At 41.4% G+C, this 24,240-nt stretch carries 23 protein-coding genes; all 23 read left to right on the top strand.

Going from position 1 to position 24,240, the window contains the following annotated elements:
- Nucleotides 1–3 precede the first annotated feature (3 nt).
- The 23 genes from N1I87_RS10680 (at nucleotide 4) to truB (ending at nucleotide 24,198) form a co-directional block, all read left to right on the top strand.
- A complete protein-coding gene (locus N1I87_RS10680; protein ID WP_003354603.1) occupies nucleotides 4–444 on the top strand; it encodes a chemotaxis protein CheW in 441 nt (146 codons plus the stop codon).
- Nucleotides 445–456: 12 nt separating this feature from the next.
- Nucleotides 457–1,098 carry a chemotaxis protein CheC gene (locus N1I87_RS10675; protein ID WP_341101646.1) on the top strand — a complete coding sequence of 214 codons (642 nt, stop codon included), beginning with the start codon at nucleotides 457–459 and terminating at the stop codon, nucleotides 1,096–1,098.
- Complete coding sequence (locus tag N1I87_RS10670; RefSeq protein ID WP_003354605.1) at nucleotides 1,091–1,588, top strand: chemotaxis protein CheD; 498 nt, start codon at nucleotides 1,091–1,093, stop codon at nucleotides 1,586–1,588. Before N1I87_RS10675 ends, N1I87_RS10670 begins: the two co-directional genes overlap by 8 nt.
- Before the next feature lie 352 nt (nucleotides 1,589–1,940).
- Complete coding sequence (locus tag N1I87_RS10665) at nucleotides 1,941–2,723, top strand: FliA/WhiG family RNA polymerase sigma factor (protein WP_341101645.1); 783 nt, start codon at nucleotides 1,941–1,943, stop codon at nucleotides 2,721–2,723.
- A gap of 25 nt (nucleotides 2,724–2,748) precedes the next feature.
- Nucleotides 2,749–3,282 (top strand): hypothetical protein, encoded by a 534-nt coding sequence (locus N1I87_RS10660; protein WP_341101643.1) that lies wholly within the window; start codon nucleotides 2,749–2,751, stop codon nucleotides 3,280–3,282.
- Nucleotides 3,283–3,432: 150 nt separating this feature from the next.
- A complete protein-coding gene (gene rpsB / locus N1I87_RS10655; RefSeq protein WP_003354609.1) occupies nucleotides 3,433–4,161 on the top strand; it encodes a 30S ribosomal protein S2 in 729 nt (242 codons plus the stop codon).
- Between the two features lie 151 nt (nucleotides 4,162–4,312).
- Nucleotides 4,313–5,194, top strand: a complete 882-nt coding sequence (gene tsf, locus N1I87_RS10650) for a translation elongation factor Ts (protein ID WP_341101641.1) — start codon at nucleotides 4,313–4,315, stop codon at nucleotides 5,192–5,194.
- 199 nt (nucleotides 5,195–5,393) lie between these two features.
- Entirely contained in the window at nucleotides 5,394–6,122 is a 729-nt protein-coding gene (pyrH, locus tag N1I87_RS10645) for a UMP kinase (protein WP_048623183.1), read from the top strand.
- Entirely contained in the window at nucleotides 6,119–6,676 is a 558-nt protein-coding gene (gene frr / locus N1I87_RS10640; RefSeq protein ID WP_003354612.1) for a ribosome recycling factor, read from the top strand. Before pyrH ends, frr begins: the two co-directional genes overlap by 4 nt.
- 242 nt (nucleotides 6,677–6,918) lie before the next feature.
- Nucleotides 6,919–7,695 carry an isoprenyl transferase gene (locus tag N1I87_RS10635; protein WP_048623184.1) on the top strand — a complete coding sequence of 259 codons (777 nt, stop codon included), beginning with the start codon at nucleotides 6,919–6,921 and terminating at the stop codon, nucleotides 7,693–7,695.
- 230 nt (nucleotides 7,696–7,925) lie between these two features.
- Nucleotides 7,926–8,714, top strand: coding sequence for a phosphatidate cytidylyltransferase (locus N1I87_RS10630; protein ID WP_341101639.1), 789 nt, complete (start codon nucleotides 7,926–7,928; stop codon nucleotides 8,712–8,714).
- Between the two features lie 32 nt (nucleotides 8,715–8,746).
- Complete coding sequence (gene dxr, locus N1I87_RS10625) at nucleotides 8,747–9,889, top strand: 1-deoxy-D-xylulose-5-phosphate reductoisomerase (protein WP_040341512.1); 1,143 nt, start codon at nucleotides 8,747–8,749, stop codon at nucleotides 9,887–9,889.
- A gap of 16 nt (nucleotides 9,890–9,905) precedes the next feature.
- The gene (rseP, locus tag N1I87_RS10620; RefSeq protein WP_341101638.1) at nucleotides 9,906–11,162 is read left to right on the top strand and encodes an RIP metalloprotease RseP; all 1,257 of its coding nucleotides are present in this window, start codon (nucleotides 9,906–9,908) and stop codon (nucleotides 11,160–11,162) included.
- A 204-nt stretch (nucleotides 11,163–11,366) separates the two neighbouring features.
- Entirely contained in the window at nucleotides 11,367–13,073 is a 1,707-nt protein-coding gene (locus N1I87_RS10615) for a proline--tRNA ligase (RefSeq protein ID WP_048623187.1), read from the top strand.
- 182 nt (nucleotides 13,074–13,255) lie between these two features.
- Complete coding sequence (locus tag N1I87_RS10610) at nucleotides 13,256–17,587, top strand: PolC-type DNA polymerase III (protein WP_341101636.1); 4,332 nt, start codon at nucleotides 13,256–13,258, stop codon at nucleotides 17,585–17,587.
- Nucleotides 17,588–17,748: 161 nt separating this feature from the next.
- Nucleotides 17,749–18,219, top strand: a complete 471-nt coding sequence (rimP, locus tag N1I87_RS10605; RefSeq protein WP_003354620.1) for a ribosome maturation factor RimP — start codon at nucleotides 17,749–17,751, stop codon at nucleotides 18,217–18,219.
- A 132-nt stretch (nucleotides 18,220–18,351) separates the two neighbouring features.
- Nucleotides 18,352–19,545 (top strand): transcription termination factor NusA, encoded by a 1,194-nt coding sequence (gene nusA / locus N1I87_RS10600; RefSeq protein WP_341101635.1) that lies wholly within the window; start codon nucleotides 18,352–18,354, stop codon nucleotides 19,543–19,545.
- A 12-nt stretch (nucleotides 19,546–19,557) separates the two neighbouring features.
- Nucleotides 19,558–19,833, top strand: coding sequence for an RNase P modulator RnpM (gene rnpM, locus N1I87_RS10595; protein WP_003354622.1), 276 nt, complete (start codon nucleotides 19,558–19,560; stop codon nucleotides 19,831–19,833).
- The gene (locus N1I87_RS10590) at nucleotides 19,834–20,151 is read left to right on the top strand and encodes a YlxQ family RNA-binding protein (RefSeq protein WP_048623190.1); all 318 of its coding nucleotides are present in this window, start codon (nucleotides 19,834–19,836) and stop codon (nucleotides 20,149–20,151) included.
- Nucleotides 20,152–20,155: 4 nt separating this feature from the next.
- On the top strand, nucleotides 20,156–22,381 hold the full coding sequence (infB, locus tag N1I87_RS10585; protein WP_341101634.1) for a translation initiation factor IF-2: 2,226 nt from the start codon (nucleotides 20,156–20,158) through the stop codon (nucleotides 22,379–22,381).
- Nucleotides 22,381–22,662 carry a DUF503 domain-containing protein gene (locus N1I87_RS10580; protein WP_003354626.1) on the top strand — a complete coding sequence of 94 codons (282 nt, stop codon included), beginning with the start codon at nucleotides 22,381–22,383 and terminating at the stop codon, nucleotides 22,660–22,662. The genes infB and N1I87_RS10580 overlap by 1 nt, the downstream gene beginning before the upstream one ends.
- A gap of 17 nt (nucleotides 22,663–22,679) precedes the next feature.
- A complete protein-coding gene (gene rbfA / locus N1I87_RS10575) occupies nucleotides 22,680–23,039 on the top strand; it encodes a 30S ribosome-binding factor RbfA (protein WP_341101632.1) in 360 nt (119 codons plus the stop codon).
- Nucleotides 23,040–23,289: 250 nt separating this feature from the next.
- Nucleotides 23,290–24,198, top strand: a complete 909-nt coding sequence (gene truB / locus N1I87_RS10570) for a tRNA pseudouridine(55) synthase TruB (protein WP_341101630.1) — start codon at nucleotides 23,290–23,292, stop codon at nucleotides 24,196–24,198.
- The last annotated feature ends 42 nt before the right edge of the window (nucleotides 24,199–24,240 follow it).

The raw sequence follows: 24,240 nt of genomic DNA, 5'->3' as shown, positions 1-24,240 counted from the left end.
AAAATGAGCAAAATATCAGCACCTTCTGTTTTGAAGGTTATTGCCTTTCAACTAGGCGACAACGAATATGCGCTGCCAATCCATCAAGTCCAATCCATCGAAAGATTGATGCCTATTACTCGAGTCCCTAAGACGGTCCCGTTTATCAAAGGTGTGATCAATTTAAGGGGAGTGGTCACCCCGATCATTGATTTAAGAACACGATTTGGGCTTCCCGAAAAAGAGTTTGATGATGGTACAAGAATTATTGTTGCGACGCTTAATGAAATGGAAGTAGGGTTCATTGTGGACGGAGCGAATGATGTGTTAGATATTTCCGAAGAGTTCATCGAACCCCAGCCTGAAATGGTAGGGGAAATTGAAGCAGAATATATCACGGGTGTTGCCAAATGGGAAAAAAGGCTTCTTATTTTATTAAGTCTTGAAAAAATTCTAGAAAAATAAGGATGAAAGCTGATGAGTTACTTAGATCGGATACAAAACGCTCATTTAGACACGTTCAAGGAAATTGGAAATATCGGGGCGGGCCATGCAGCCACTGCTTTGTCCACTTTGATGAATAAAAAAATAAATATGGTGGTTCCCACTGTACAAATTCTTCACTTTAATGAAGTGATGGAAATGGCGGGCGGACCGGACAACATTGTAGCAAGCGTTTTTTTGCGGATTGAAGGAGATATTGAAGGAAGCATGTTTTTCGTCCTCCAGCTGGAACAGGCAGCACTTTTTATACAAAAGCTGACTGGCGACCAATCTTTTTCTTTTGACCATCCGCCCTATTCGGAAATGGCATTATCGGCGCTTCAAGAATTAGGAAATATTTTGTCCGGTTCGTATTTGTCTGCTTTGGGAGATTTTACGGGTCTGCATGTTTTTCCGTCCGTACCCGCCTTGGCCATTGATATGGTGGGAGCCGTAATGAGTGATGGATTGTTTGAAATATCCCAATACAGCGATTATGCCATTTTTATTGACACGACTTTGAAAGAAGCAGATGGAAAAGCCTCTGATTCCGTGAAAGGACATTTTTTTCTCTTGCCTGACCCGAATTCCTTTTGGAAAGTTTTGGATGCATTGGGAGTGCCGCTAGATGAATGAGACGGTAAAAGTCATTAAAGTAGGTATCGCTGATTTAAATGTGGTGCGCCCACCCGATCGAATTCGAACGGCTGGTTTAGGTTCTTGCGTTGGAATTGTCATATTTGATGAAAAAACAAAAATTGGCGGGTTGGCTCATATTATGCTGCCGGATTCTTCGCTTGCCAAGACGGAAACATTCAATAAAGCCAAATTTGCTGATACAGCTATTCCCCAATTAACGGATATGTTAATCAACGAAGGTGCGCTGCGTAAACGATTAAAAGCAAAAATTGCCGGAGGAGCACAAATGTTCCAATTCTCGTCCAAAAATGAAATAATGAGAATCGGACCGAGAAATGTCGAGGCAGTGAAAAAACAATTGAACAGAGAACATATTCCCATCGTAGCCGAGGACGTTGGCGGAAACAGTGGAAGAACCATTGAGTTTGATCCTTCCACTGGCCTTTTGGAAATCAGAACCGTGAATAAAGGCGTGTCCATCATTTAACATTTTTCGAAAGAAGCCCGTCTTTAAGCGAAGTGTAGGGGCGACGAAAGGGTTCGTTATTTTAGATGTGTGTGACGGGAAAAGGAAACTTCTGATCGAAAAAATAGTAGAATACTAGATGTATTATCATTTCGTATACTCGGATACTGTCTCAAAGAGCAATAGACGATTTTGCATTCGCTTCGCTCGACTGTTGTTTGTTTCGAAATCACATCCGTCGCAATAAAGATCATCTATTTTCTGCTATTTTTACCGCATTCATTCAGGCAAACAAATGATGGTTGTACGAAACCGAATATCAGCCTCGCTATGAATCACAAACTTCCCTGGGAAACATTCGAGGAGGAGAATCATGATAGATGTACAACTTGTAGAGGAGAAAAAATGGTGGGATTTATGGCTTACATCAAGAGATCCGGATGCCGGGGATTTGCTTGTCAAACGATATACTCCGCTTGTCAGTTATCATGTTCAGCGCCTCTCTGTTCACATGCCGAAAAATGTAAGCCGGGATGAACTCAAAAGCCTCGGATTTTTAGGCTTGGTGGATGCGTTGACAAAATTTGATCCGTCCAGAGATTTAAAGTTTGATACATACGCTTCTTTTCGTATTAGAGGAGCGATATTAGATGGGCTCAGAAAAGAGGACTGGCTTCCAAGAGGGACGAGGGAAAAAGCGAAAAAAATCGAAGCCAAAATCGAAGAATTAGAGCAGCAATTTTTAAGACATGTCACAGCGGAAGAAGTCGCAAACGAACTAGACATGAGCGAAGAGGAACTTCAACAAATCATGGCAGAATATTATACGGCCAACATATTATCGATGGACGATCAAATAAAAGATCAAGAGGAAATGGATGGAAAAGGCTACGATATCAAAGATGACCGAATCTCTACTCCTGAAGAAGAGGTTGTCAAAGAGGAGTTAATCCAAGAGTTATCCCGTGAAATTGCGGGATTGTCTGAGAAAGAAAAATTAGTGCTGAGCCTATTTTATCAGGAGGAGTTAACATTGACTGAAATTGGAGAGATTCTGAATCTTTCCACTTCACGAATTTCACAGATCCATTCGAAAGCTCTTTTTAAATTGCGGAACAAGCTAAAAAAAGTCAGCGGCATCCCTTTTCGCTGCTAAAAGAATTGAAATTCAGGTGGGAATCATGGTGTCAACTTTTTTGTTTTTCATATCCATTATTTTTAATGTCATCACACTGTTTGCTGTTGTGCTCCTTTACATGAGACAAAACCGCCTTTTCGGATTAAAAGAGGAGCAAGAAAAAATGATTCAAGATACGGAAGAAATGTTATCAACCTATCTTCTTCAAATGAAAGATGAAAATGAAGCATTTCTGAAAAAAATATCGTCCATAGAGGCCAAACAGCCGCATCATAAGCATAAAAAGGAAAGTTTCGAGATTCAGTCGAAACAGGATGAACGGAAATGGACCCAGTCCAAACAGCCTATCGTTTCGAAAAAAGAAGCGTTGAAAAAATACCAGCAAGAACCGTCGGTCGTTGGGCCTAAAGAATCCAAAACGGAGATGGACATATTGGATTGGACGGAAGACGACTTATATGAAAATGTATTGTTTTTACAAAAAAAGGGTTTAACGATTGAAGAAATTGCGCATAAATTAAATAAAGGTACAACAGAAATACAACTGCTTTTAAAATTTCGAACAAATGGGCAATGATAAGCTTGATAGTTAGATTTGATTATGATATAGTAACTTTTGGTGTGAATACACACGTTCTCGGATTTAATCAGAGGGTGCTGATTTTTGTCAGTCTCTGTTTAAATATGAAGAGGACGGAGGATAATAACCCATAGGAGGAAAGAAAAAATGTCTGTTATTTCTATGAAACAATTATTAGAAGCAGGTGTGCATTTTGGACACCAAACACGCCGTTGGAATCCGAAAATGAAAAAATACATTTTCCAAGAACGCAACGGCATCTATATTATCGATCTTCAAAAAACCGTGAAGAAAGTAGAAGAAGCTTATCAATTCGTTAAAGAATTGGCTGCTAACGGCGGAAAAGTTCTTTTTGTTGGTACGAAAAAACAAGCACAAGAATCCGTAAAAGAAGAAGCAGAGCGTTCCGGGATGTATTATGTAAATCATCGTTGGCTCGGTGGAACGTTAACCAACTTCCAAACGATTCAAAAACGTGTTCAACGTCTGAAAGACATCGAAAGAATGGAAGAAGACGGCACATTCGATGTATTGCCTAAAAAAGAAGTCGTTCAGCTGAAAAAAGAACATGAACGCCTTGTGAAATTTCTTGGCGGCATTAAAGATATGAAAGAACTTCCTGACGCTTTGTTTGTGATCGATCCACGCAAAGAACGTATCGCAGTAGCAGAAGCACGGAAATTGAATATTCCGATTATCGGTATTGTTGATACGAACTGTGATCCGGATGAAATTGATTATGTCATTCCTGCGAATGACGATGCGATTCGCGCTGTTAAACTTCTGACTTCAAAAATGGCGGATGCTATTTTAGAAGCTAAACAAGGTGAAGAAACAGCTGAAGTTTCTGAAACGGCAGAAGTTGCTGCTGAATAAGCTCCAGCGCCAATCAAGATAAAAATGAAAAGGTGATAAGAGGGAAGGCCCTTATCACCTTTTTTTAAGAAATTTTACGGTGAAATCAAAAGCTGAATGGCTGTTTCGGCTATTGCGGCTTAGTACATATATTCTTAAGGAGGAAAAAAAGATGGCAATTACTGCGCAAATGGTAAAAGAATTACGTGAAAAAACGGGCGCCGGCATGATGGATTGCAAAAAAGCGCTGACAGAAACGAATGGCGATATGGAAAAAGCGATCGATTTTCTTCGTGAAAAAGGAATGGCCAAAGCTGCCAAAAAAGCTGACCGCGTAGCAGCTGAAGGAACAACTTATCTGTTAAGCGAAGGAAATAAAGCCGTTATTTTAGAAGTCAACTCCGAAACAGATTTCGTGGCTAAAAACGAAAGCTTCCAAAATCTCGTAAGAGAATTGGCTCAACATATTTTGAAAAATGAACCAAAAACTGTCGAAGAAGCTCTTGACCAAACGATGGAAAATGGCGCAAAAGTAAGTGAATACATCAATGAAGCCATCGCTAAAATCGGTGAAAAATTAACTCTTCGCCGTTTCGAAGTGAAGACGAAAGGCGAAAATGAAGTTTTTGGTGAATATTTGCATATGGGTGGACGAATCGGCGTTCTTGCGCTCTTAAGTGGAACGACGGATGAAAGTGTAGCAAAAGATGTAGCTATGCATGCTGCTGCCTTGAATCCAAAATACGTTTCTCGCGACCAAGTGCCGCAAGAAGAAGTAGAGCACGAACGTCAAGTTTTAAAACAGCAAGCTCTCAATGAAGGAAAACCTGAAAAAATTGTTGAAAAAATGGTTGAAGGACGTCTTAACAAATTCTTCGAAGAAATTTGTCTGCTTGAACAATCCTTTGTTAAAAACCCTGATCAAAAAGTTCGCCAATTCGTTGAATCTAAAGGTGCAACTGTCAAAGATTTTGTGCGTTTCGAAGTAGGAGAAGGAATTGAAAAACGCCAAGAAAACTTCGCTGAAGAAGTAATGAATCAAATGAAAAAATAATTTCGAACTTTCCAAGAATATCTGAGTGAGAAGATACTCACTATGCCTTATTTGAAAACAAGATGAATGTTTTTTGTTCTCGGAAATCGAGGGAATAGAGGGAACACAATGTGTTCCCTTTTTTTCAGAATGACATGACATTAAATAAGAGGGTACACAGCTAAACGAAAAAACTAGTGATTTACATACGGAGGTTCTTATGAGCGTTCCAAAATATAAACGTGTTGTATTAAAATTAAGCGGTGAAGCGCTGGCTGGAGATCGGGGCTTTGGCATTCACCCGGAAGTCGTGAAATCCATTGCGGAACAAGTGAAAGAAATTGCTGAACTTGGTGTCGAAGTGGCAGTAGTCGTTGGGGGAGGAAATATTTGGCGCGGGAAAACCGGTAGCGAAATGGGAATGGATCGTGCCACCGCTGATTATATGGGAATGTTGGCAACGGTTATGAATTCAATGGCGCTTCAAGACAGCTTAGAGCAGCTTGGAATTGAAACTCGTGTACAAACTTCCATTGAAATGAGACAGGTGGCGGAACCTTATATAAGAAGAAGAGCCATTCGCCATTTGGAAAAGAAACGGGTTGTGATTTTTGCCGCCGGCACCGGAAACCCTTATTTCTCTACGGATACGACGGCTGCGTTGCGTGCGGCGGAAATTGAAGCAGAAGTCATCTTAATGGCCAAAAATAATGTGGATGGTGTTTACTCTGCAGATCCAAAAGTAGATAAATCGGCTGTGAAATACGATCAGATTTCCTATCTGGATATGTTAAAAGAAGGTCTGGCCGTAATGGACTCCACTGCTTCCTCGTTATGTATGGACAATGATATACCGCTCATTGTATTCTCTATTATGGAAAAAGGCAATATTAAAAAGGCTGTTTTAGGAGAATCCATTGGAACGATGATAAGGGGGAAAGCCGAATGACAAAACAAGTGATTGAGCAAGCGAAAGACAAAATGTCAAAAGCAATTCAAGCTTTATCCAGGGAATTGGCGACGATTCGGGCAGGGCGTGCAAACGCATCGCTGCTTGATAAAGTAGTAGTGGATTACTATGGAGCACCTACACCGGTGAATCAACTGGCATCAATTTCAGTTCCGGAGGCTAGATTGCTCGTCATTCAGCCTTATGACAAATCCGTTGTCGGAGAAGTGGAAAAAGCGATTTTAAAATCGGATCTTGGATTGACGCCTACGAGCGATGGCAGCGTCATTCGCATCACGATTCCGCCGCTTACCGAAGAACGCCGCAAAGAATTAGTGAAATTAGTGCGAAAAGAAGCGGAAGAAGCGAAAGTAGCAGTACGGAATGTTCGCAGGGATGCAAACGAAGATTTGAAAAAATTAGAGAAGAACGGGGAAATTACAGAGGACGATTTACGCGGCTATACAGAAGATGTCCAAAAGATTACCGATGAACATGTGAAAAAGATTGACGACATGGCGAAAAAGAAAGAAAAAGAAATTATGGAAGTTTGATCGTGTGAAAACCCTCTTGCCAAAAGGGGGTTTTTCCGTTATATACATACTTCGTTTTTATTGATGTGTCTATCGCTGGGATGGATTGTGAAATTCCATCGAAAAAATGAGGAAGATCGGTAATTAATAGAGATACTGTCACAAGTTTTTGGTATTATAGATTTGCACCGTGTGAAAAATAAACACCAATGAGCGCTTATCGCGATAAATGATTGGTAAGGATGCGAAGTGGAGGATGTTATATGATTAATAAAAACAAGCTTTGGAAAACCCATAACAATCTCTCACTGGAAGAACGAATGGAGATTGTTAAAAAAGGCCCCATTCCCAGCCACGTCGCCATCATTATGGATGGAAATGGAAGATGGGCGAGAAAACGCGCCTTACCGAGAATTGCCGGTCATCACGAGGGAATGAAAACCGTTCGCAAAATCACTCGGCTCGCCAATCGTTTAGGCGTGAAAGCATTAACCCTTTACGCTTTCTCAACCGAAAATTGGAAACGTCCCAAAAAGGAAGTGGACTATTTAATGAAGCTTCCCCAAGAGTTTCTTGGAACGTTTTTGCCAGAACTGGTTGAAGAAAATGTAAAAGTGCAAATGATGGGCAACCAACAGCAATTGCCTTCCTATACGGTAGATGCCATTAAAAAAGCGATCAATGATACAAAACAGAATAACGGGCTTATTCTCAATTTTGCCTTGAATTATGGAAGCAGAGCAGAAATTATGGAAGCCGTCCATCATGTACTGGAAGACATTAAAAACGGCGTAATGAACGAAAAGCTTTTAAATGAGGAAACTTTTTCCCGCTATTTAATGACGAAACAGCTGCCTGATCCGGATTTGTTGATTCGTACAAGCGGGGAAATCCGTTTAAGCAACTTTATGCTTTGGCAGCTGGCCTACACGGAACTATGGTTTACAGATACTCTTTGGCCGGATTTTTCAGAACACCATTTTCTTGAAGCGGTGGAATCTTATCAAAAACGGTCACGCCGCTTTGGTGGATTAGGATAATGTCCATTTACTAAAGAGGATGATCAAGCAAAGCGGTTTGTAAAGATTCGTGATCATCGATCAAGGAATGAAGATCATAGAAGAGCTTGAAAAAATCATTTGAAATCATTTTAAAAATGGTATTGTCTGAGATAACGTAGAAAGATGAATTCGGTGATAAAGGGATTTTTTTATGAAATAGCTGCGTATGTAATCAAAGTTGGTATGGAGAAAAGTGAGGAGTCAATCGTATGAAACAGCGATTTATAACTGGTGTCATAGCGGCAGCCATCTTTTTGCCTATTGTTCTTTATGGAGGATGGCCGTTTCTAATATTAACGTATTTAATGGCGTCCGTGGGGCTTTATGAAGCACTGAAAATGAAACAAATTCGGCTATTGTCGCTTGAAAGCGTGATCCCTTTCATTATGTTATGGCTATTGCTCATTCCGAATCGGTATGAGAACCTCATAGAAAAATGGGGGTATCATAAGCTTGAACTTTTGCTTTTCTTGGTGTTGATTTATTTAATGTATACAGTCGTTACCAAAAATCGTTTTACATTTGATGATGTGGCGTTTGGAGTTCTTTCCGCACTGTATGTAGGGTTCGGGTTCTATTATTTAATCGAAACGAGAAATGCGGGAGTGGCTTATGTATTTTTGGCGTTGTTTATCATTTGGGCGACTGACATCGGCGCCTATTTAATAGGAAGATCGTTTGGAAAGAAAAAATTGTGGCCTGAAATCAGTCCAAAAAAAACAGTCGAAGGTTTTTTTGGCGGCATTCTTTCCGCCTGTGTAGTCGCTTTTGTCTTTGCGTTCTCGATCCATTTGGAGGTGTCTTTAGCGAAGCTCTTGATAGCGGCTCTCGTGATGGCTGTTTTTGGACAAATTGGCGATTTGGTTGAATCCGCACTGAAGCGGCATTATAATATTAAGGATTCGGGGAATATTTTGCCTGGACATGGCGGAATTTTAGATCGCTGTGACAGCTGGCTGTTTGTTCTGCCGTTGATACATATTTTTCACATCATATAAGACGGCGGAACAATATGAAGGAGATGAGTTTTTTGAAGAACATCAGTCTATTGGGGGCAACCGGTTCTATCGGAAGGCAAACATTGGATATTATCCGGCAGCATTCAGACTATTTCCGATTATCGTCTTTTTCAGCCGGACGAAATATAGAGGAAACGCGAAAAATTATTAAAGAATTTTCTCCAAAGCTTGTGTCCGTATTGGAGAAAGATGATGCTTTAAGGCTGAAAGGAGAATTTCCTTTCGTTCAATTCGTATACGGAGAAAAAGGTTTAACGGAGACAGCCCTTTTTTCTGAATCGGATACGGTTGTCAATGCAGTCATGGGGAGCGTTGGACTGATTCCAACGTTGGAAGCGATCAAAGCGGGGAAAACAATTGCTTTGGCCAATAAGGAAACACTCGTTACAGCTGGCCATTTGGTGATGAGAGCTGCCCAAAAATATCATGTCGATATATTGCCTGTGGACAGCGAACATTCGGCTATTTTCCAATGTCTTCAAGGTGAAAACAGCCAAAATGTTGCTAGGCTCATATTAACGGCTTCAGGAGGAAGTTTTCGTGATCGAACGAGAGAAGAGCTGCGGCACGTTACTCGTGAAGAAGCTTTGAACCATCCGAATTGGTCGATGGGTGCCAAGATCACCATTGATTCGGCTACCATGATGAATAAAGGATTGGAAGTCATTGAAGCACACTGGCTTTTTCAAATGCCATATGAACAAATCGATGTTATACTTCATCGTGAAAGTATTATTCATTCTATGGTAGAATATCAGGACCATTCTGTCATTGCTCAGCTCGGAACTCCTGATATGCGTGTTCCAATTCAATATGCTTTAACTTATCCTGAAAGGCTTCCATTACCTGTTACAAAGCGGCTCAATTTAGCAGCCATTGGGTCTCTTCATTTTGAAGAAGTGGATTTTGACCGTTTTCGTTGTCTTGCATTTGCTTATGAGGCAGGAAAAGCGGGAGGCAGCATGCCTACTGTGTTGAATGCGGCAAACGAAGTGGCAGTAAAAGCCTTTTTGGATGGAAAAATTTCTTTCCTGAAAATTGAAGAATTAATCGGAAAAGCGCTAGAATGGCATACACTAATAAAAGACCCGGATTTAGAATCCATTCAATGCATCGATCGAGAAACACGCCGATTTATCGACTCACTATTATAAAAAGGTGGTTATTCATTTGAGTACAATTTTAGCCTTTGTTGTGATTTTTGGAGCTCTCGTGTTTTTCCATGAATTTGGCCATTTTATTTTTGCTAAAAGAGCAGGTATCCTTTGTCGTGAATTCGCCATTGGATTTGGTCCGAAGATTTTTGCACACAAAAAAGGGGAAACCGTCTATACGATTCGTTTATTGCCGATCGGCGGATATGTCAGAATGGCCGGCGAAGATGCGGAAACGGTTGAATTAAAACCTGGTTATCGCGCCGGTCTCATCCTTAATGACAAAGGAGAAGCGGTGAAAATCATATTAAATCGAAAAGACCGCTATTCGAATGCAAAAGTAGTGGAAGTAGAGTACGCTGACTTGGAAAAAGAGTTGGTGATCCGTGGCTATGAAGACGGCGAAGAAGAGTTAAAAACTTTTCCTGTCCATCGAGAAGCAGTTATCGTTGAAAATGGCATGGAAACGCAAATTGCGCCTTTAGACCGTCAATTTGCTTCCAAGTCTCTTGGCAAAAGAGCGATGACGATTTTTGCCGGACCTATGATGAATTTTGTTTTAGCGTTTATTGCCTTTTTGTTAATTGCCGCCTTGCAAGGAGTTCCAACCAATCAACCTGAATTGGGGAAATTAACGGATAATGGCGCTGCAAAACAAGCTGGTTTAAAAGAAGGCGATGTTGTACTGAGCATAAATGGAAAAGAAACGAACAGCTGGAACGATATTGTGTCCATTATTCAAAAACATCCGGAACAAGAACTTCGTTTCAGCATAGAACGAGGCAAGAAAACGCTGGAAGTTCCTGTAACTCCCGAAGCAAAGAAAATCGATGGGAAAACGATTGGGGTTATTGGCGTTTATAACCCTGTTGAGAAGTCAGTGTTCGGCACTATTACTTATGCGGCTGAAGAAACGTATTCTTGGACCGTTGAGATCTTTCACTTGTTAGGGAAACTTATCACGGGCGGTTTTTCCATTAACATGCTGTCAGGACCTGTTGGTATTTACGCATCCACCGAAACCGTCGCCAAATCAGGAATTATTTATTTGATCAAATGGGCGGGAGTGCTAAGTATTAACATTGGCATTATGAACTTGCTTCCCATTCCGGCGTTGGATGGAGGCCGTTTGATGTTTTTTGCCATTGAAGCGGTTAGAGGAAAACCGATCGATCAACAGAAAGAAGGACTTGTTCATTTTATCGGATTTGCTCTATTAATGCTGCTGATGATTGTGGTAACATGGAATGACATCCAACGATTCTTTTTATAAATCAATGCTTCATAATCGAAATGAAAATTCCTCAAAAGGCGATGAAACGAAAGAATAAGTTTGAAAGTTTATTCACGACCAATAGAAAAATCATGGATGTATGAAAAAATGATCGATCGTTTGTTGCCTGATGAGGAGACTCCCTGCAGGAAGCAGCGATATTTGAAACAAGATAGAAGTATTAGAAATGATGGGGTGCTAAAGATGAGACAAAGTCAAACGCTTATACCAACTATGAGAGAAATTCCTGCTGATGCGGAAACAAAAAGCCATCAGCTTTTACTTAGAGCGGGATTTATCCGCCAAACAGCAAGTGGAATTTATACTTTTTTGCCTTTAGGGAAGAGAGTTTTAAAGAAAGTAGAAGAAATTGTACGTCAAGAAATGGATGCAGCCGGAGCAGTCGAAATGTTGATGCCCAGCCTGCAACAAGCTGAATTATGGCAAGAATCCGGAAGATGGTATACATATGGCCCGGAGCTTATGCGTTTAAAAGATCGGCATGACCGCGAATTCGCACTAGGACCGACTCATGAAGAAGTCGTTACAAGCATTGTTCGTGATGAAATCAAATCATATAAACGCTTGCCGCTCATCGTTTATCAAATTCAAACGAAATTTCGTGATGAAAAGCGTCCTCGTTTTGGACTGCTTCGCGGCAGGGAATTTATCATGAAAGACGCTTATTCTTTTCATTCTAATACACAAAGTTTAGATGAAGTCTATGATCGTATTTTTCAAGCTTATTCTAATATTTTCAGGAGATTAGGATTGAACTTTCGTGCTGTTATTGCCGATTCTGGGGCCATGGGTGGAAAAGATACGCACGAATTTATGGTGCTCTCTGAAATCGGTGAAGACACTATTGCTTACTCCGACTCGTCTGATTATGCAGCAAACATAGAAATGGCGCCGGTAGTGTCTACATACGAAAAACCGGATGAACCGTTAAAAGAAAGGCAGAAAGTTTCCACACCAAATGCCAAAACGATTGAAGAAGTTTCAAAGTTGTTAAACGTAGAAGAAACACGCTGCATTAAAACGCTTCTTTTCAAAGTGGATGATAAGTACGTACTTGTGCTTGTACGTGGAGACCACGAAGTAAATGACGTCAAGGTAAAAAATTATTTTCAGGCAAGTGTAGTGGAATTGGCTAGTCCCGAAGAAGTGAAATCCGTTTTAGGCTGTCCTATTGGTTCACTCGGACCTGTAGAAGTAAAAGAAGGTATTCAAGTGATTGCCGATCATGCAGTCCAAGCTATTGTCAACGGAGTTTGTGGTGCGAATGAAGATGGATGGCATTTTGTCAATGTGAATCCGGAAAGAGATTTTCAAGTGACAGCCTATACAGATTTACGTTTTATTCAAGAAGGCGACCCTTCTCCGGATGGAAAAGGAACGATTCGATTTGCGAAAGGAATTGAAGTCGGCCACGTGTTTAAGCTTGGCACGCGATATAGCGAAGCGATGGGGGCTTACTATTTAGATGAAAACGGAAAATCTCAACCGATGATTATGGGATGCTATGGAATAGGAGTCTCCAGAACGGTTTCAGCTGTGGCAGAACAATTTAATGATGAAAAAGGCTTTATTTGGCCTAAACAAATTGCTCCGTTCGATGTACATTTAATTGCGGTCAATACAAAAGATGAAGTTCAAAGAGAACTGGCGGAACAACTTTATCAATCGCTTCAAAAAGAGCGGTACGAAGTGTTGTTTGATGATCGTCCGGAACGTGCCGGTGTGAAATTTGCCGATGCTGATTTAATCGGGCTTCCTGTTCGTGTAACAGTCGGAAAAAAAGCTTCTGAAGGCATTGTCGAAGTAAAAGTGCGTAAAACACAAGAAACGTTTGAAGTCCCTGCATCTGACATTGTTTCTCAACTTGCATCTATTTTTGAGCGCTTGTAAAAAATCTTTTAGACAAGTCGGTCGATACCTATAAGGTGCCTGAAAGGCGCCTTTTTCTCTTTTGAATGGAATGAATTGGGGAATTTATAGAAAGGAAAGTTTCCTTCTATTGAAAGACTAGTGGTCTTTTTTTAAGATGATAGTAGTATGAAGAAATTTAAACAAATTGGGAGAGGTCACAAATGAATGAAAAGGCCGAAGGGAAAAAGCAACGGTTTCAGCTGCTTCTTGAGCAGTTGAATTTGAAAAATCAAGAGCTTGAAACCTATTTTTACAACGCTGAAATCGATAAATTAACCGTATTGAGGAAAGAAAAAAAGTGGCATTTTCATTTTACGTTTGAGCGAATCATCCCGGCGGCCATTTGGAGACAACTGCAGCAGCAGCTATCCATTGCTTTTCGGGAAATCGCGAATGTCACCTTTTCTGCAAAAGTGCTCGATCCTTCGTTCACAGAAGATTTGATAAGAGGATACTGGCAAGATTGTATTCGAAATATGGATGGAATCTCTCCGCCGGTGAGAAAAATTCTTGAAACCCAGGAACCGGTTCTTCAAGGAAACAAACTGTTGATTCAAGCACCCGGCGAAATGGAAGCTTTGACGATCAAAAGAAAATATGGTTCTTTCATTCAAGCAAACTATCAAAACTATGGATTCCCCCTTTTGCAGGTGGATGTCGAAATCAGTCAGCAGCAAGACATGCAAGAATATGCGCAATTTTTGCAGGAAAAACAAAAAGAAGATGAAGAGAGAGCGAAGCAAGCCATTGCGAAAATGCGGAAACGAGAAGAACGTAAGAATGAAGAGGCCAATGGAAGTGCAGAAGATGATGGTCCGCTAATGATCGGATATGCCATAAAAGATGATGCTGATTTCCGGAAGCTGGAAGATATCGTAGATGAGGAACGTCGAGTTACGATCGAAGGTTATGTGTTTGATGCGGAAACAAAAGAGTTGAGAAGCGGCAGAACACTTCTTACTTTTAAAATCACCGACTACACTAGTTCGATCTTAGTCAAAATGTTTTCAAGAGATAAAGAAGATGCTGCTCTGTTAAACAAGGTGAAAAAAGGGATGTGGCTCAGGGTTCGCGGTTCTGTACAAAACGATACGTTTGTCCGCGACCTTGTGATGATCGCCAATGATATTAATGAAGTGAAAGCGGTAGTGCGGGAAGACAAAGCTCCTGAAAATGAAAAGAGAGTGGAACTTCATCTTCATACTCCAATGAGTCAGATGGACGCTGTCACCAGTGTTTCCGACCTAATCGCTCAGGCAAAAAAATGGGGTCATAAAGCGATTGCGGTCACAGACCATGCCGTCGTACAGGCTTTTCCGGAAGCATACAGCGCCAGCAAAAAGCATGGCGTCAAAGTGCTCTACGGATTGGAAGCAAACTTAGTGGATGACGGTGTTCCCATCGCGTACAACGACGCAAATCGCCTGCTTGCTGATGATACATTTGTTGTGTTTGACGTGGAAACGACGGGACTCTCAGCTGTATACGACACCATTATTGAACTGGCTGCCGTGAAAATTCGTGATGGGGAAATTATTGATCGATTTGAACGGTTTGCCAATCCGCATCACCCGTTATCAGCGGAAACGATCGAATTGACGGGAATTACGGATGAAATGCTGGAAAATGCACCAGATGATGAGGTCGTTCTAAAAGAATTTTTTGAATGGGCAGGAGATTCGATTTTAGTAGCCCACAATGCTACATTTGACATGGGATTTTTAAATGTCGGTTTCCAAAAAATTAGTCTGGAACGAGCAAAAAATCCGGTTATCGATACTCTGGAACTTGCCAGATTTCTCTATCCGGAGTTGAAAAATCACCGGTTAAATACGTTGGCAAAACGATTTGATGTAGAATTGACGCAGCATCACAGAGCGATCTATGACGCGGAAGCAACCGGTTATTTGTTGTTGAAAATGCTGAAGGACGCCAAAGAAAAAGGAATTGAATACCATCACCAGTTTAATGAGCATATGGGGGAAGGAGAGGCCTATAAGCGGAGCCGTCCGTTCCATTGCACGCTGCTCGCGCAAAATCAAAAAGGATTAAAAAACTTATTCAAACTGGTGTCGATCGCCCATATCGACTATTACTACCGGGTTCCGCGGATTCCGCGCTCAAAGTTGCAACAATACCGAGAAGGCATCATTGTCGGATCCGGCTGCGATAAAGGCGAAGTATTTGTGGGAATGATGCAAAAAGCTCCTGAAGAAGTAGAGGAGATGGCCCGATTTTATGATTATTTGGAAGTTCATCCAAAACCCGTATATGCTCCGCTTCTTGAACAAGGATTGATCAAGAACGAACAAGACTTAGAGGAAATTATCGCCAATATCGTGAAACTCGGAGAAAAATTGCATATCCCTGTAGTAGCAACCGGGAATGTGCATTATTTGAATCCGACCGATAAAATATATCGCGAAATACTGGTACGGTCACAAAGCGGCGCTAATCCACTGAATCGTTATCAGTTGCCTGAAGTTCATTTTCGGACGACGGATGAAATGCTTGAAGAATTTTCCTTTTTAGGGGAAGAAAAAGCGAAAGAAATCGTAGTGGAAAACACCAATAAAATTGCTGATTTGATTGAAGAAGTGAAGCCGATTAAAGATGAACTGTACACACCGAAAATCGAGGGAGCAGAAGAAGAAATTCGGCGAATGAGCTATGATCGGGCAAAACAAATTTACGGTGATCCACTTCCGGAAATAGTGGAAGCTCGTTTGGAAAAAGAATTGCAAAGTATTATCGGACACGGATTTGCCGTTATTTATTTAATTTCCCATAAACTCGTAAAAAAATCGCTGGACGACGGCTATCTTGTCGGGTCGCGGGGATCTGTAGGATCATCCTTTGTCGCCACGATGACAGAAATTACAGAAGTGAATCCTCTTCCGCCGCACTATGTCTGTCCAAACTGCAAACACTCAGAGTTTTTTAACGATGGATCTGTCGGATCAGGATTTGATTTGCCTGACAAAAATTGTCCTAAGTGCGGAGCCAAATATAAAAAAGATGGACATGATATTCCTTTTGAAACTTTCTTGGGATTCAAAGGCGACAAAGTACCGGATATCGATTTGAATTTTTCCGGAGATTATCAACCTAGAGCCCACAATTATACAAAAGTGCTTTTCGGTGAAGATAATGTGTATCGAGCTGGAACGATCGGCACTGTGGCTGATAAAACGGCATACGGCTATGTGAAGGGATATGCCCAAGATCACAATTTGCAATTGAGAGGGGCCGAAATCGACCGCCTTGCTCAAGGATGTACAGGTGTAAAAAGGACAACGGGACAACATCCGGGAGGGATTATCATTGTTCCGGATTATATGGATATTTACGATTTTTCGCCGATCCAATATCCGGCTGACGATCAGTCTTCTGAATGGAGAACGACTCATTTTGATTTCCACTCGATCCATGATAATGTGCTGAAAATGGATATTCTCGGCCACGATGATCCGACCGTTATCAGGATGCTTCAAGATTTGAGCGGAATTGATCCGAAGACGATTCCGACCGATGATCCGGAAGTGATGAAAATTTTTCAAAGCCCTGAACCGTTGGGAGTTACAGAAGAGCAAATCATGTGTAAAACAGGAACGCTTGGCATTCCTGAGTTCGGTACTCGATTTGTTCGGCAAATGCTGGAAGACACAAAGCCTTCCACTTTTTCGGAGCTTGTGCAAATTTCCGGATTGTCTCACGGAACGGATGTATGGCTTGGAAATGCAGAAGAATTAATTCAAAATGGCACGTGCGAATTAAGCGACGTGATCGGTTGTCGTGACGACATCATGGTTTATTTGATTTATCAAGGCTTAGAGCCTAGTTTTGCTTTTAAAATCATGGAATCCGTCCGCAAAGGTAAAGGGTTGACGGAAGAGATGGAAGCGGAAATGAGGAATCATGATGTACCGGAATGGTATATCAATTCTTGCAAAAAAATAAAATATATGTTCCCTAAAGCCCACGCGACCGCTTACGTTTTAATGGCTGTCAGAATTGCTTATTTTAAGGTTCATCATCCGCTATTATTCTATGCCGCCTATTTTACGGTAAGAGCGGAGGACTTCGATCTTGATGCGATGGTACGCGGCTCTCAGGCTATCCGTGCTCGAATCGAAGAAATCAATGCCAAAGGTTTGGATGCCTCGCCAAAAGAGAAAAGCTTGTTGACGGTTTTAGAAATGGCGCTTGAAATGTGTGAAAGAGGCTACAAATTTAAAATGGTTGATCTCGAACGGTCGAGCGCTTCTGAATTTATCATCGATGGCGATGCGCTCATTCCGCCGTTTAACGCCATCCCGGGTCTTGGAACAAGCGCGGCCTTAAATATTGTGAAAGCACGATCTGAAGGGGAGTTTTTATCAAAAGAGGATTTGCAGCAAAGAGGAAAAGTTTCGAAAACGATCATGGAATATTTGGATCAACATGGCTGCCTGGATGCTCTTCCTGAACAAAATCAATTGTCCTTGTTTTAGCCATTATTCCGCACTATTGCATAATTTTAATGGTTATGGTATATTTTTAGTGGAAATACTAACAATAACTCTCTTTTGAAAGAGTGGGGTGTCCCCACTCTTTCGTGTTTGTTATCCTATTTTTCATTCTTGGTAAATTTTTTTTCGGCCAGGAGGTTTCTATGAGTAAAATTACAGAATTAGTAGAGCGGCTAGTCCAACCCATACTGGACGATATGAAACTCGACTTAGTCGATGTCGAATATGTAAAAGAAGGAAAAAATTGGTTTCTTCGCGTCTATATTGATAAAGAGGAAGGCGTGGACATAGAAGAGTGCGGAACGGTCAGCGAACGTTTAAGCGAAAAATTAGACGAATTGGATCCAATTTCCCATAATTATTTTTTGGAGGTTTCATCGCCCGGAGCGGAGAGGCCGCTGAAAAAAAAGAGCGATTTCGAAAAAGCCGTTGGAAAGCACGTTCATGTTAAAACTTTTGAACCTATTGATGGCGAAAAAGAATTTGAAGGGAAAATGATATCGTTTCGTGATGATGAATTGGTGTTAGAAATCCGCGTGAAAACACGGAAAAAAGAAGTCATCATTCCGTTCCAAAAAGTGGCCAAAGCCCGTTTAGCCGTTTCCTTCTTTTAATTAAGAACGGATTTTATTCAAAGCGAGTCAGTCTGTACTGTACAAAATCCGTGGAGAGGGATCCGCTTTCGAATGAACGTTATCATATAATGATAGAGCTTAATTGTGATCTTGAAGGGGGATGAACCGACAATGAGCACAGAGTTTTTAGATGCTCTTGTTATTTTGGAAAAAGAAAAAGGGATTTCAAGAGAAGTGATTGTCGATGCCATTGAAGCCGCGCTTGTTTCGGCTTATAAACGGAACTTTAACCAAGCCCAAAACGTTCGTGTCGACTTAAATGTAGAAACGGGAACGATGAGAGTTTTTGCCAGAAAAGAAGTGGTAGAAGAAGTATTTGATTCTCGTTTGGAAATTTCTCTGGACGAGGCTAAAAAAATAAACCCGTCCTATGAAATCGGCGATATTGTAGAATTGGAAGTTACACCGAAAAACTTTGGAAGAATTGCGGCCCAAACCGCTAAGCAAGTAGTGACGCAAAGAGTTCGGGAAGCGGAAAGAGGAATTATTTATTCCGAGTTTATTGACCGGGAAGAAGATATCATGACGGGGATTGTGCAGCGGCAAGATTCTCGTTTTATCTATGTCAGTCTAGGGAAGATTGAAGCGCTCCTTCCGCAAAACGAGCAAATGCCGAATGAAACGTACAAGCCGCATGATCGAATTAAAGTCTATATTACGAAAGTAGAAAAAACGACAAAAGGACCGCAAATCTATGTATCGCGTACTCATCCTGGCTTGCTGAAAAGACTATTTGAAATTGAAGTTCCTGAAATTTTTGATGGCACTGTTGAAATTAAGTCGGTCGCTCGTGAAGCGGGAGATCGTTCAAAAATTTCGGTGTATGCGGAAAATCCGGATGTCGATCCTGTCGGTGCTTGCGTCGGTCCTAAAGGCGCCCGTGTTCAGGCGGTTGTAAACGAACTAAAAGGAGAAAAAATCGATATTGTCAAATGGTCCGACGATCCTGTAGTGTTCGTGGCCAATGCGTTAAGCCCTTCCAAAGTGTTGGATGTTCAGGTGAATGAGGAAAGAAAAGCGACGACTGTCGTTGTTCCGGATTATCAACTTTCGCTGGCTATTGGCAAAAGAGGTCAAAATGCTCGGCTTGCGGCTAAACTAACCGGATGGAAAATTGATATTAAAAGTGAATCGGAAGCGAGAAAACTTGGAATCTATCCTCGGGCTGCCGCAAACTCGGAAGAAGAAATAAACGAGAGTGATGAATCTGAAACGACGGAAGAAATGATACAGCTTAAGGAAGTGGAGAATTCACAAGAAACGGGTACAGAAGCAACTGATTTTTCATCTGAAAAAATCGAATAGGGGTGGAGAATCATGGCTGTTCAGAAAAAAATACCATTGCGTAAATGTGTTGCAACGGGTGAAATGAAACCTAAAAAAGAAATGATTCGCATCGTCCGTTCGAAAGAAGGAACGGTTTCGATTGATCCAACCGGCAAAAAATCCGGAAGAGGAGCCTATTTGTCAAAAGATAAAGAAGCGGTCCTTCTGGCCAAAAAAACCAATGCGCTTTCCAGACATTTAAATGTTCAGATCGACGATTCTTTATACTCAGAACTAATCGAGTATATTGAAAAGGAGAAAAAGTAAGTGAAGCAGGAAAAGTGGGTTTCACTTCTTGGATTGGCCAATAGAGCGGGGAAAATTATTTCCGGAGAAGAATTGGCAGTGAAAGAAATTCGAACGGGTCGGGCAAAGCTCGTCCTTTTGTCGAAAGACGCCTCGGAAAACACCATAAAAAAAATAAAAGATAAATGCCTTTATTATCAAGTTCCTGTAAAAGAAGTTTCCAACCGGTATTTATTGGGGCAATCGATCGGAAAAAAGGAAAGAGTCGTGGTGGCTGTGCTGGACGAAGGCTTTGCGAAAAAGCTGCATTTTCTGCTCGACGAAACTATACGGGGGTGAACATATGAGTAAAATGAGAATATATGAGTATGCCAAGACCAAGCATGTGTCTAGCAAAGAGGTGATTTCTAAGCTTCAGGAATTAGATATTGAAGTTTCCAACCATATGACGACCATCAATGATGAAACCATTCAAAAACTGAACAAAGCGTTCGATCAATTACAAAAAGAAAAAGAACATGGCCATCGCCATGAGAAGAATCCGGAGAGGTCAAACAAGCCGCAATCGAAAGCTTCTCCTCAGTTCAAGCAGTCGAATGAGGAAAACGCAAAAGAAAATCGTGTTAAATCACAGCCAAGATCGGGATCAAAAGGCGGAGAAGGCAAAAAACATGATCATCATGATCACCGTCCGAAAGAAACTGCTGCCTTCGACCGTAAAGGAAACAAGCCAAAAAACAACAAGCATAAAAATCAAAGAGGAAAGAAAGCGCATCAACCATCCAATGCCCAACAGCCTTCTGCCAAGAAAAGAGAACTTCCTGAAAAAATAACATTCTCAGGATCTATGACAGTTGCTGAATTTGCCAAAAAATTGCATGTTGAGCCGTCCGAAATCATTAAAAAATTATTTATGATAGGAATTATGGCCACGATCAACCAAGAATTAGATAAAGATGCCATTGAGTTGATTGCGGACGAATACGGTGTGGCAGTAGAAGAAGAAGTCCAAATTGATGAAACCGATCTGGAAGTGTACTTTACGGAAGATCAACCGGAAGATTTAGTAGAGCGGCCATCTGTTGTGACGATTATGGGGCATGTTGACCACGGGAAAACGACATTGCTGGATTCGATCCGTCATACAAAAGTGACGGAAGGAGAAGCAGGAGGAATTACCCAACATATTGGTGCTTACCAAGTCGAAGTGAACGGAAAGAAAATCACGTTTTTGGATACGCCGGGCCATGCTGCTTTTACAACGATGCGGGCACGTGGGGCACAAGTGACGGACATCACTGTGCTGGTTGTCGCTGCCGATGACGGGGTAATGCCGCAAACGGTTGAAGCCATCAATCATGCGAAAGCGGCTAATGTACCGATCATTGTAGCGGTCAATAAGATTGATAAACCATCTGCCAATCCGGATCGTGTCATGCAAGAATTGACGGAATACGGATTGGTTCCTGAGGATTGGGGCGGCGATACGATCTTTGTTCCAATATCGGCCTTAACCGGAGAAGGCATCGATAATTTATTGGAAATGATCCTGTTGGTCAGCGAAGTAGAGGAGTTAAAAGCGAATCCGAATCGACTGGCGCTCGGAACGGTGATTGAAGCGCAGCTAGATAAAGGCCGTGGCCCTGTAGCCACATTGCTTGTTCAAAACGGTACTCTTCATGTGGGAGATCCGATTGTAGTAGGAAATACTTACGGTCGGGTTCGTGCGATGGTAAACGATCTAGGGCGTCGTGTCAAAACGGCTGGACCGTCTACTCCGGTAGAAATTACTGGTTTAAACGACGTTCCTCAGGCTGGTGACCGTTTTGTTGTATTTGAAGATGAGAAAAAAGCCCGTCAAATTGGCGAGGCAAGGGCTCAACAAGCACTGGCGGCACAACGAAGCGAAAAAGCCAAGATCAGCCTCGACAATTTGTTTGAACATATGAAACAAGGGGAAATGAAAGAGTTAAATATCATTTTAAAAGCCGACGTGCAAGGATCGGTTGAGGCACTGGCTGCTGCTTTACAAAAAATTGATGTAGAGGGCGTAAATGTAAAAATTATTCATACGGGTGTTGGAGCAATTACGGAATCAGATATTATTTTAGCAAGTGCTTCCAATGCCATCGTCATAGGTTTTAATGTTCGTCCGGATGTAAATGCTAAACGTGCGGCTGAGACGGAAAAAGTCGATATCCGTCTGCACCGTATTATTTACAAAGCGATTGAAGAAATTGAATCCGCAATGAAAGGAATGCTTGATCCGGAATATGAAGAAAAAATTATTGGTCAAGCAGAGGTTCGACAAACGTTTAAAGTTTCTAAAATTGGTACCATTGCCGGTTCTTATGTAACGGAAGGAAAAATTACCCGTGATAGCGGAGTTCGGCTCATTCGTGACGGCATCGTCATCTTTGAAGGCGAGATTGATACTTTGAAACGTTTTAAAGACGATGTAAAAGAAGTCCATCAAGGATATGAATGCGGAATTACCATTAAAAACTTTAATGACATTAAAGAAGGAGATGTCATTGAAGCATTTGTCATGAAAGAAGTGGAACGTTAATGACGATCGGCAGCCTGGAAGTTGAATTTTTCATCCAGGATGCTCGGTCATTAAAGGAAAAACGGGCTGTACTTCAGCGTGTGTTAACACGTTTGAAGCAAAAAATGAATGTTTCCGTGGCTGAAATCGACCATCAAGATGTCTGGCAACGTACAAGAATTGCGGTTGTGACGGTAGCATCGTCACGACAAGCTTGTGAACGCCAATTGGAGAATGCCCTCCGTTATTTGGATTCATTTCCTGAGTGGGAAAGATTAAGCGCATCTTATGAATGGTTATAGAGATAGAGGTGATAAATGTGAACCTTCGTGCAAACCGAGTCGGAGAACAAATGAAAAAAGAGATGTCGGATATCATCGGCAGAAAAATTAAAGATCCGCGTATTGGTTTTGTCACTGTGACGGATGTGCAATTGACAGGCGACTTGCAGCAGGCAAAAGTATTTATTTCTGTGTTAGGCGATGAAAAACAAAAAAAGGATACATTAAAAGCTCTTGCCAAAGCGAAAGGATTCATTCGTTCTGAAATCGGCCAACGAATTCGCCTGCGGAAAACGCCCGATCTTCTTTTTGAATTTGATGAATCCATTGATTATGGCAATCGCATTGAAACGCTGCTGAAAGAAATCAGCAGCAATGAATCCAATCAAGAGAATTAAAGGAAGGGGATAGACCCACAAGTCTATCCTTTTTCTTTAAGGGTTCTGTACGATCTTAAAAAAGGTTCATATTATGTAAATGACTATTCAAACGATGTGTAAAAAGTTTTGAACCATTCAAACGAAGGAAATCGATATTTCTATTGTATTGGTCTGTAATCAGCCCTTTTTCTATATAGAGCTTTTCGTAAAAAATCATTTTCATAATGATAATGAAACCGTCTAGTGACAGAAAAAAGGATGTGAATCGATGGACGGTATTGTAGCACTTTGGAAAGAACGAGGAATGACATCGCATGACTGCGTTTTTCAAATCCGAAAATTGTTTAAAACAAAACGAGTCGGCCATACAGGTACGCTGGATCCGAATGTGTCCGGTGTTTTACCTATCTGTATAGGCAAAGCGACTAAAATCGCCGAATACATGACGAATGCAGGAAAGACATATGAAGGAGAAGTAACGATCGGACTTTCCACGACAACGGAGGACGCTGACGGAGAAACCATAGAAGTAAAAAAGGTAGATAAAACCTTTTCTCGGAAAGAAATTTTGGAAGTGTTCGAGCGGTTGACGGGTACCATTGAACAAACGCCGCCCATGTTTTCGGCAGTGAAAGTGAATGGAAAGCGACTATACGAATATGCAAGACAAGGGTTGGAAGTGGAAAGACCTAAAAGAACGGTCACCATTTATGAACTGGAGTTATTGGATGACCGTGAATGGTTCTCTGGGGAATTTGTCTCCATTCCATTTAGAGTCGTTTGCAGCAAAGGAACATACATTCGTACTCTTGCTGTCATGATTGGTCAAGAGCTTGGATATCCTGCCCATATGTCCAAATTAACGAGAACAGCGTCGGGTGGTTTTTCCAAAACAGATTGTGTCACGCTTTCAGATTTATCCAAGCTGGCTGAAAAAAATCAGCTGGAAACAATCCTTTTTCCATTGGAACAAGGTGTGTCCCATTTGCCGAAATGGAATATTAGTGATAAAGTAGCGGAGAAAGTAAAAAACGGAGCAATATTGGAAAAACCAATTGATTGGCCGGAAAATGACGGGAAAGTGGCGGTTTTTTACAAAAATCGTCTGATGGCCATCTATCAAACACATCCTACGAAACAGCTATACATAAAACCAGTGAAAGTTTTGACTGAATGAGATAACGGACAGATGTCAGACTCTATTGTCGGCAAGGGCTGG

The sequence above is a fragment of the Bacillus sp. FSL W8-0102 genome, assembly GCF_038007225.1.
Lineage (GTDB): Bacteria > Bacillota > Bacilli > Bacillales > DSM-4216 > Bacillus_O > Bacillus_O smithii.
The sequence above is the reverse complement of the archived record's forward strand: the minus strand, read 5'-3'. Positions and strand labels throughout refer to the sequence as shown.

Bases quoted from the DNA above. Each gene is read 5' to 3' on its own strand.
- N1I87_RS10680 (WP_003354603.1), top strand. From the start codon at position 4: ATGAGCAAAATATCAGCACCTTCTGTTTTGAAGGTTATTGCCTTTCAA.
- N1I87_RS10675 (WP_341101646.1), top strand. From the start codon at position 457: ATGAGTTACTTAGATCGGATACAAAACGCTCATTTAGACACGTTCAAG.
- N1I87_RS10670 (WP_003354605.1), top strand. From the start codon at position 1,091: ATGAATGAGACGGTAAAAGTCATTAAAGTAGGTATCGCTGATTTAAAT.
- N1I87_RS10665 (WP_341101645.1), top strand. From the start codon at position 1,941: ATGATAGATGTACAACTTGTAGAGGAGAAAAAATGGTGGGATTTATGG.
- N1I87_RS10660 (WP_341101643.1), top strand. From the start codon at position 2,749: ATGGTGTCAACTTTTTTGTTTTTCATATCCATTATTTTTAATGTCATC.
- rpsB (WP_003354609.1), top strand. From the start codon at position 3,433: ATGTCTGTTATTTCTATGAAACAATTATTAGAAGCAGGTGTGCATTTT.
- tsf (WP_341101641.1), top strand. From the start codon at position 4,313: ATGGCAATTACTGCGCAAATGGTAAAAGAATTACGTGAAAAAACGGGC.
- pyrH (WP_048623183.1), top strand. From the start codon at position 5,394: ATGAGCGTTCCAAAATATAAACGTGTTGTATTAAAATTAAGCGGTGAA.
- frr (WP_003354612.1), top strand. From the start codon at position 6,119: ATGACAAAACAAGTGATTGAGCAAGCGAAAGACAAAATGTCAAAAGCA.
- N1I87_RS10635 (WP_048623184.1), top strand. From the start codon at position 6,919: ATGATTAATAAAAACAAGCTTTGGAAAACCCATAACAATCTCTCACTG.
- N1I87_RS10630 (WP_341101639.1), top strand. From the start codon at position 7,926: ATGAAACAGCGATTTATAACTGGTGTCATAGCGGCAGCCATCTTTTTG.
- N1I87_RS10615 (WP_048623187.1), top strand. From the start codon at position 11,367: ATGAGACAAAGTCAAACGCTTATACCAACTATGAGAGAAATTCCTGCT.
- N1I87_RS10610 (WP_341101636.1), top strand. From the start codon at position 13,256: ATGAATGAAAAGGCCGAAGGGAAAAAGCAACGGTTTCAGCTGCTTCTT.
- rimP (WP_003354620.1), top strand. From the start codon at position 17,749: ATGAGTAAAATTACAGAATTAGTAGAGCGGCTAGTCCAACCCATACTG.
- nusA (WP_341101635.1), top strand. From the start codon at position 18,352: ATGAGCACAGAGTTTTTAGATGCTCTTGTTATTTTGGAAAAAGAAAAA.
- rnpM (WP_003354622.1), top strand. From the start codon at position 19,558: ATGGCTGTTCAGAAAAAAATACCATTGCGTAAATGTGTTGCAACGGGT.
- infB (WP_341101634.1), top strand. From the start codon at position 20,156: ATGAGTAAAATGAGAATATATGAGTATGCCAAGACCAAGCATGTGTCT.
- N1I87_RS10580 (WP_003354626.1), top strand. From the start codon at position 22,381: ATGACGATCGGCAGCCTGGAAGTTGAATTTTTCATCCAGGATGCTCGG.
- truB (WP_341101630.1), top strand. From the start codon at position 23,290: ATGGACGGTATTGTAGCACTTTGGAAAGAACGAGGAATGACATCGCAT.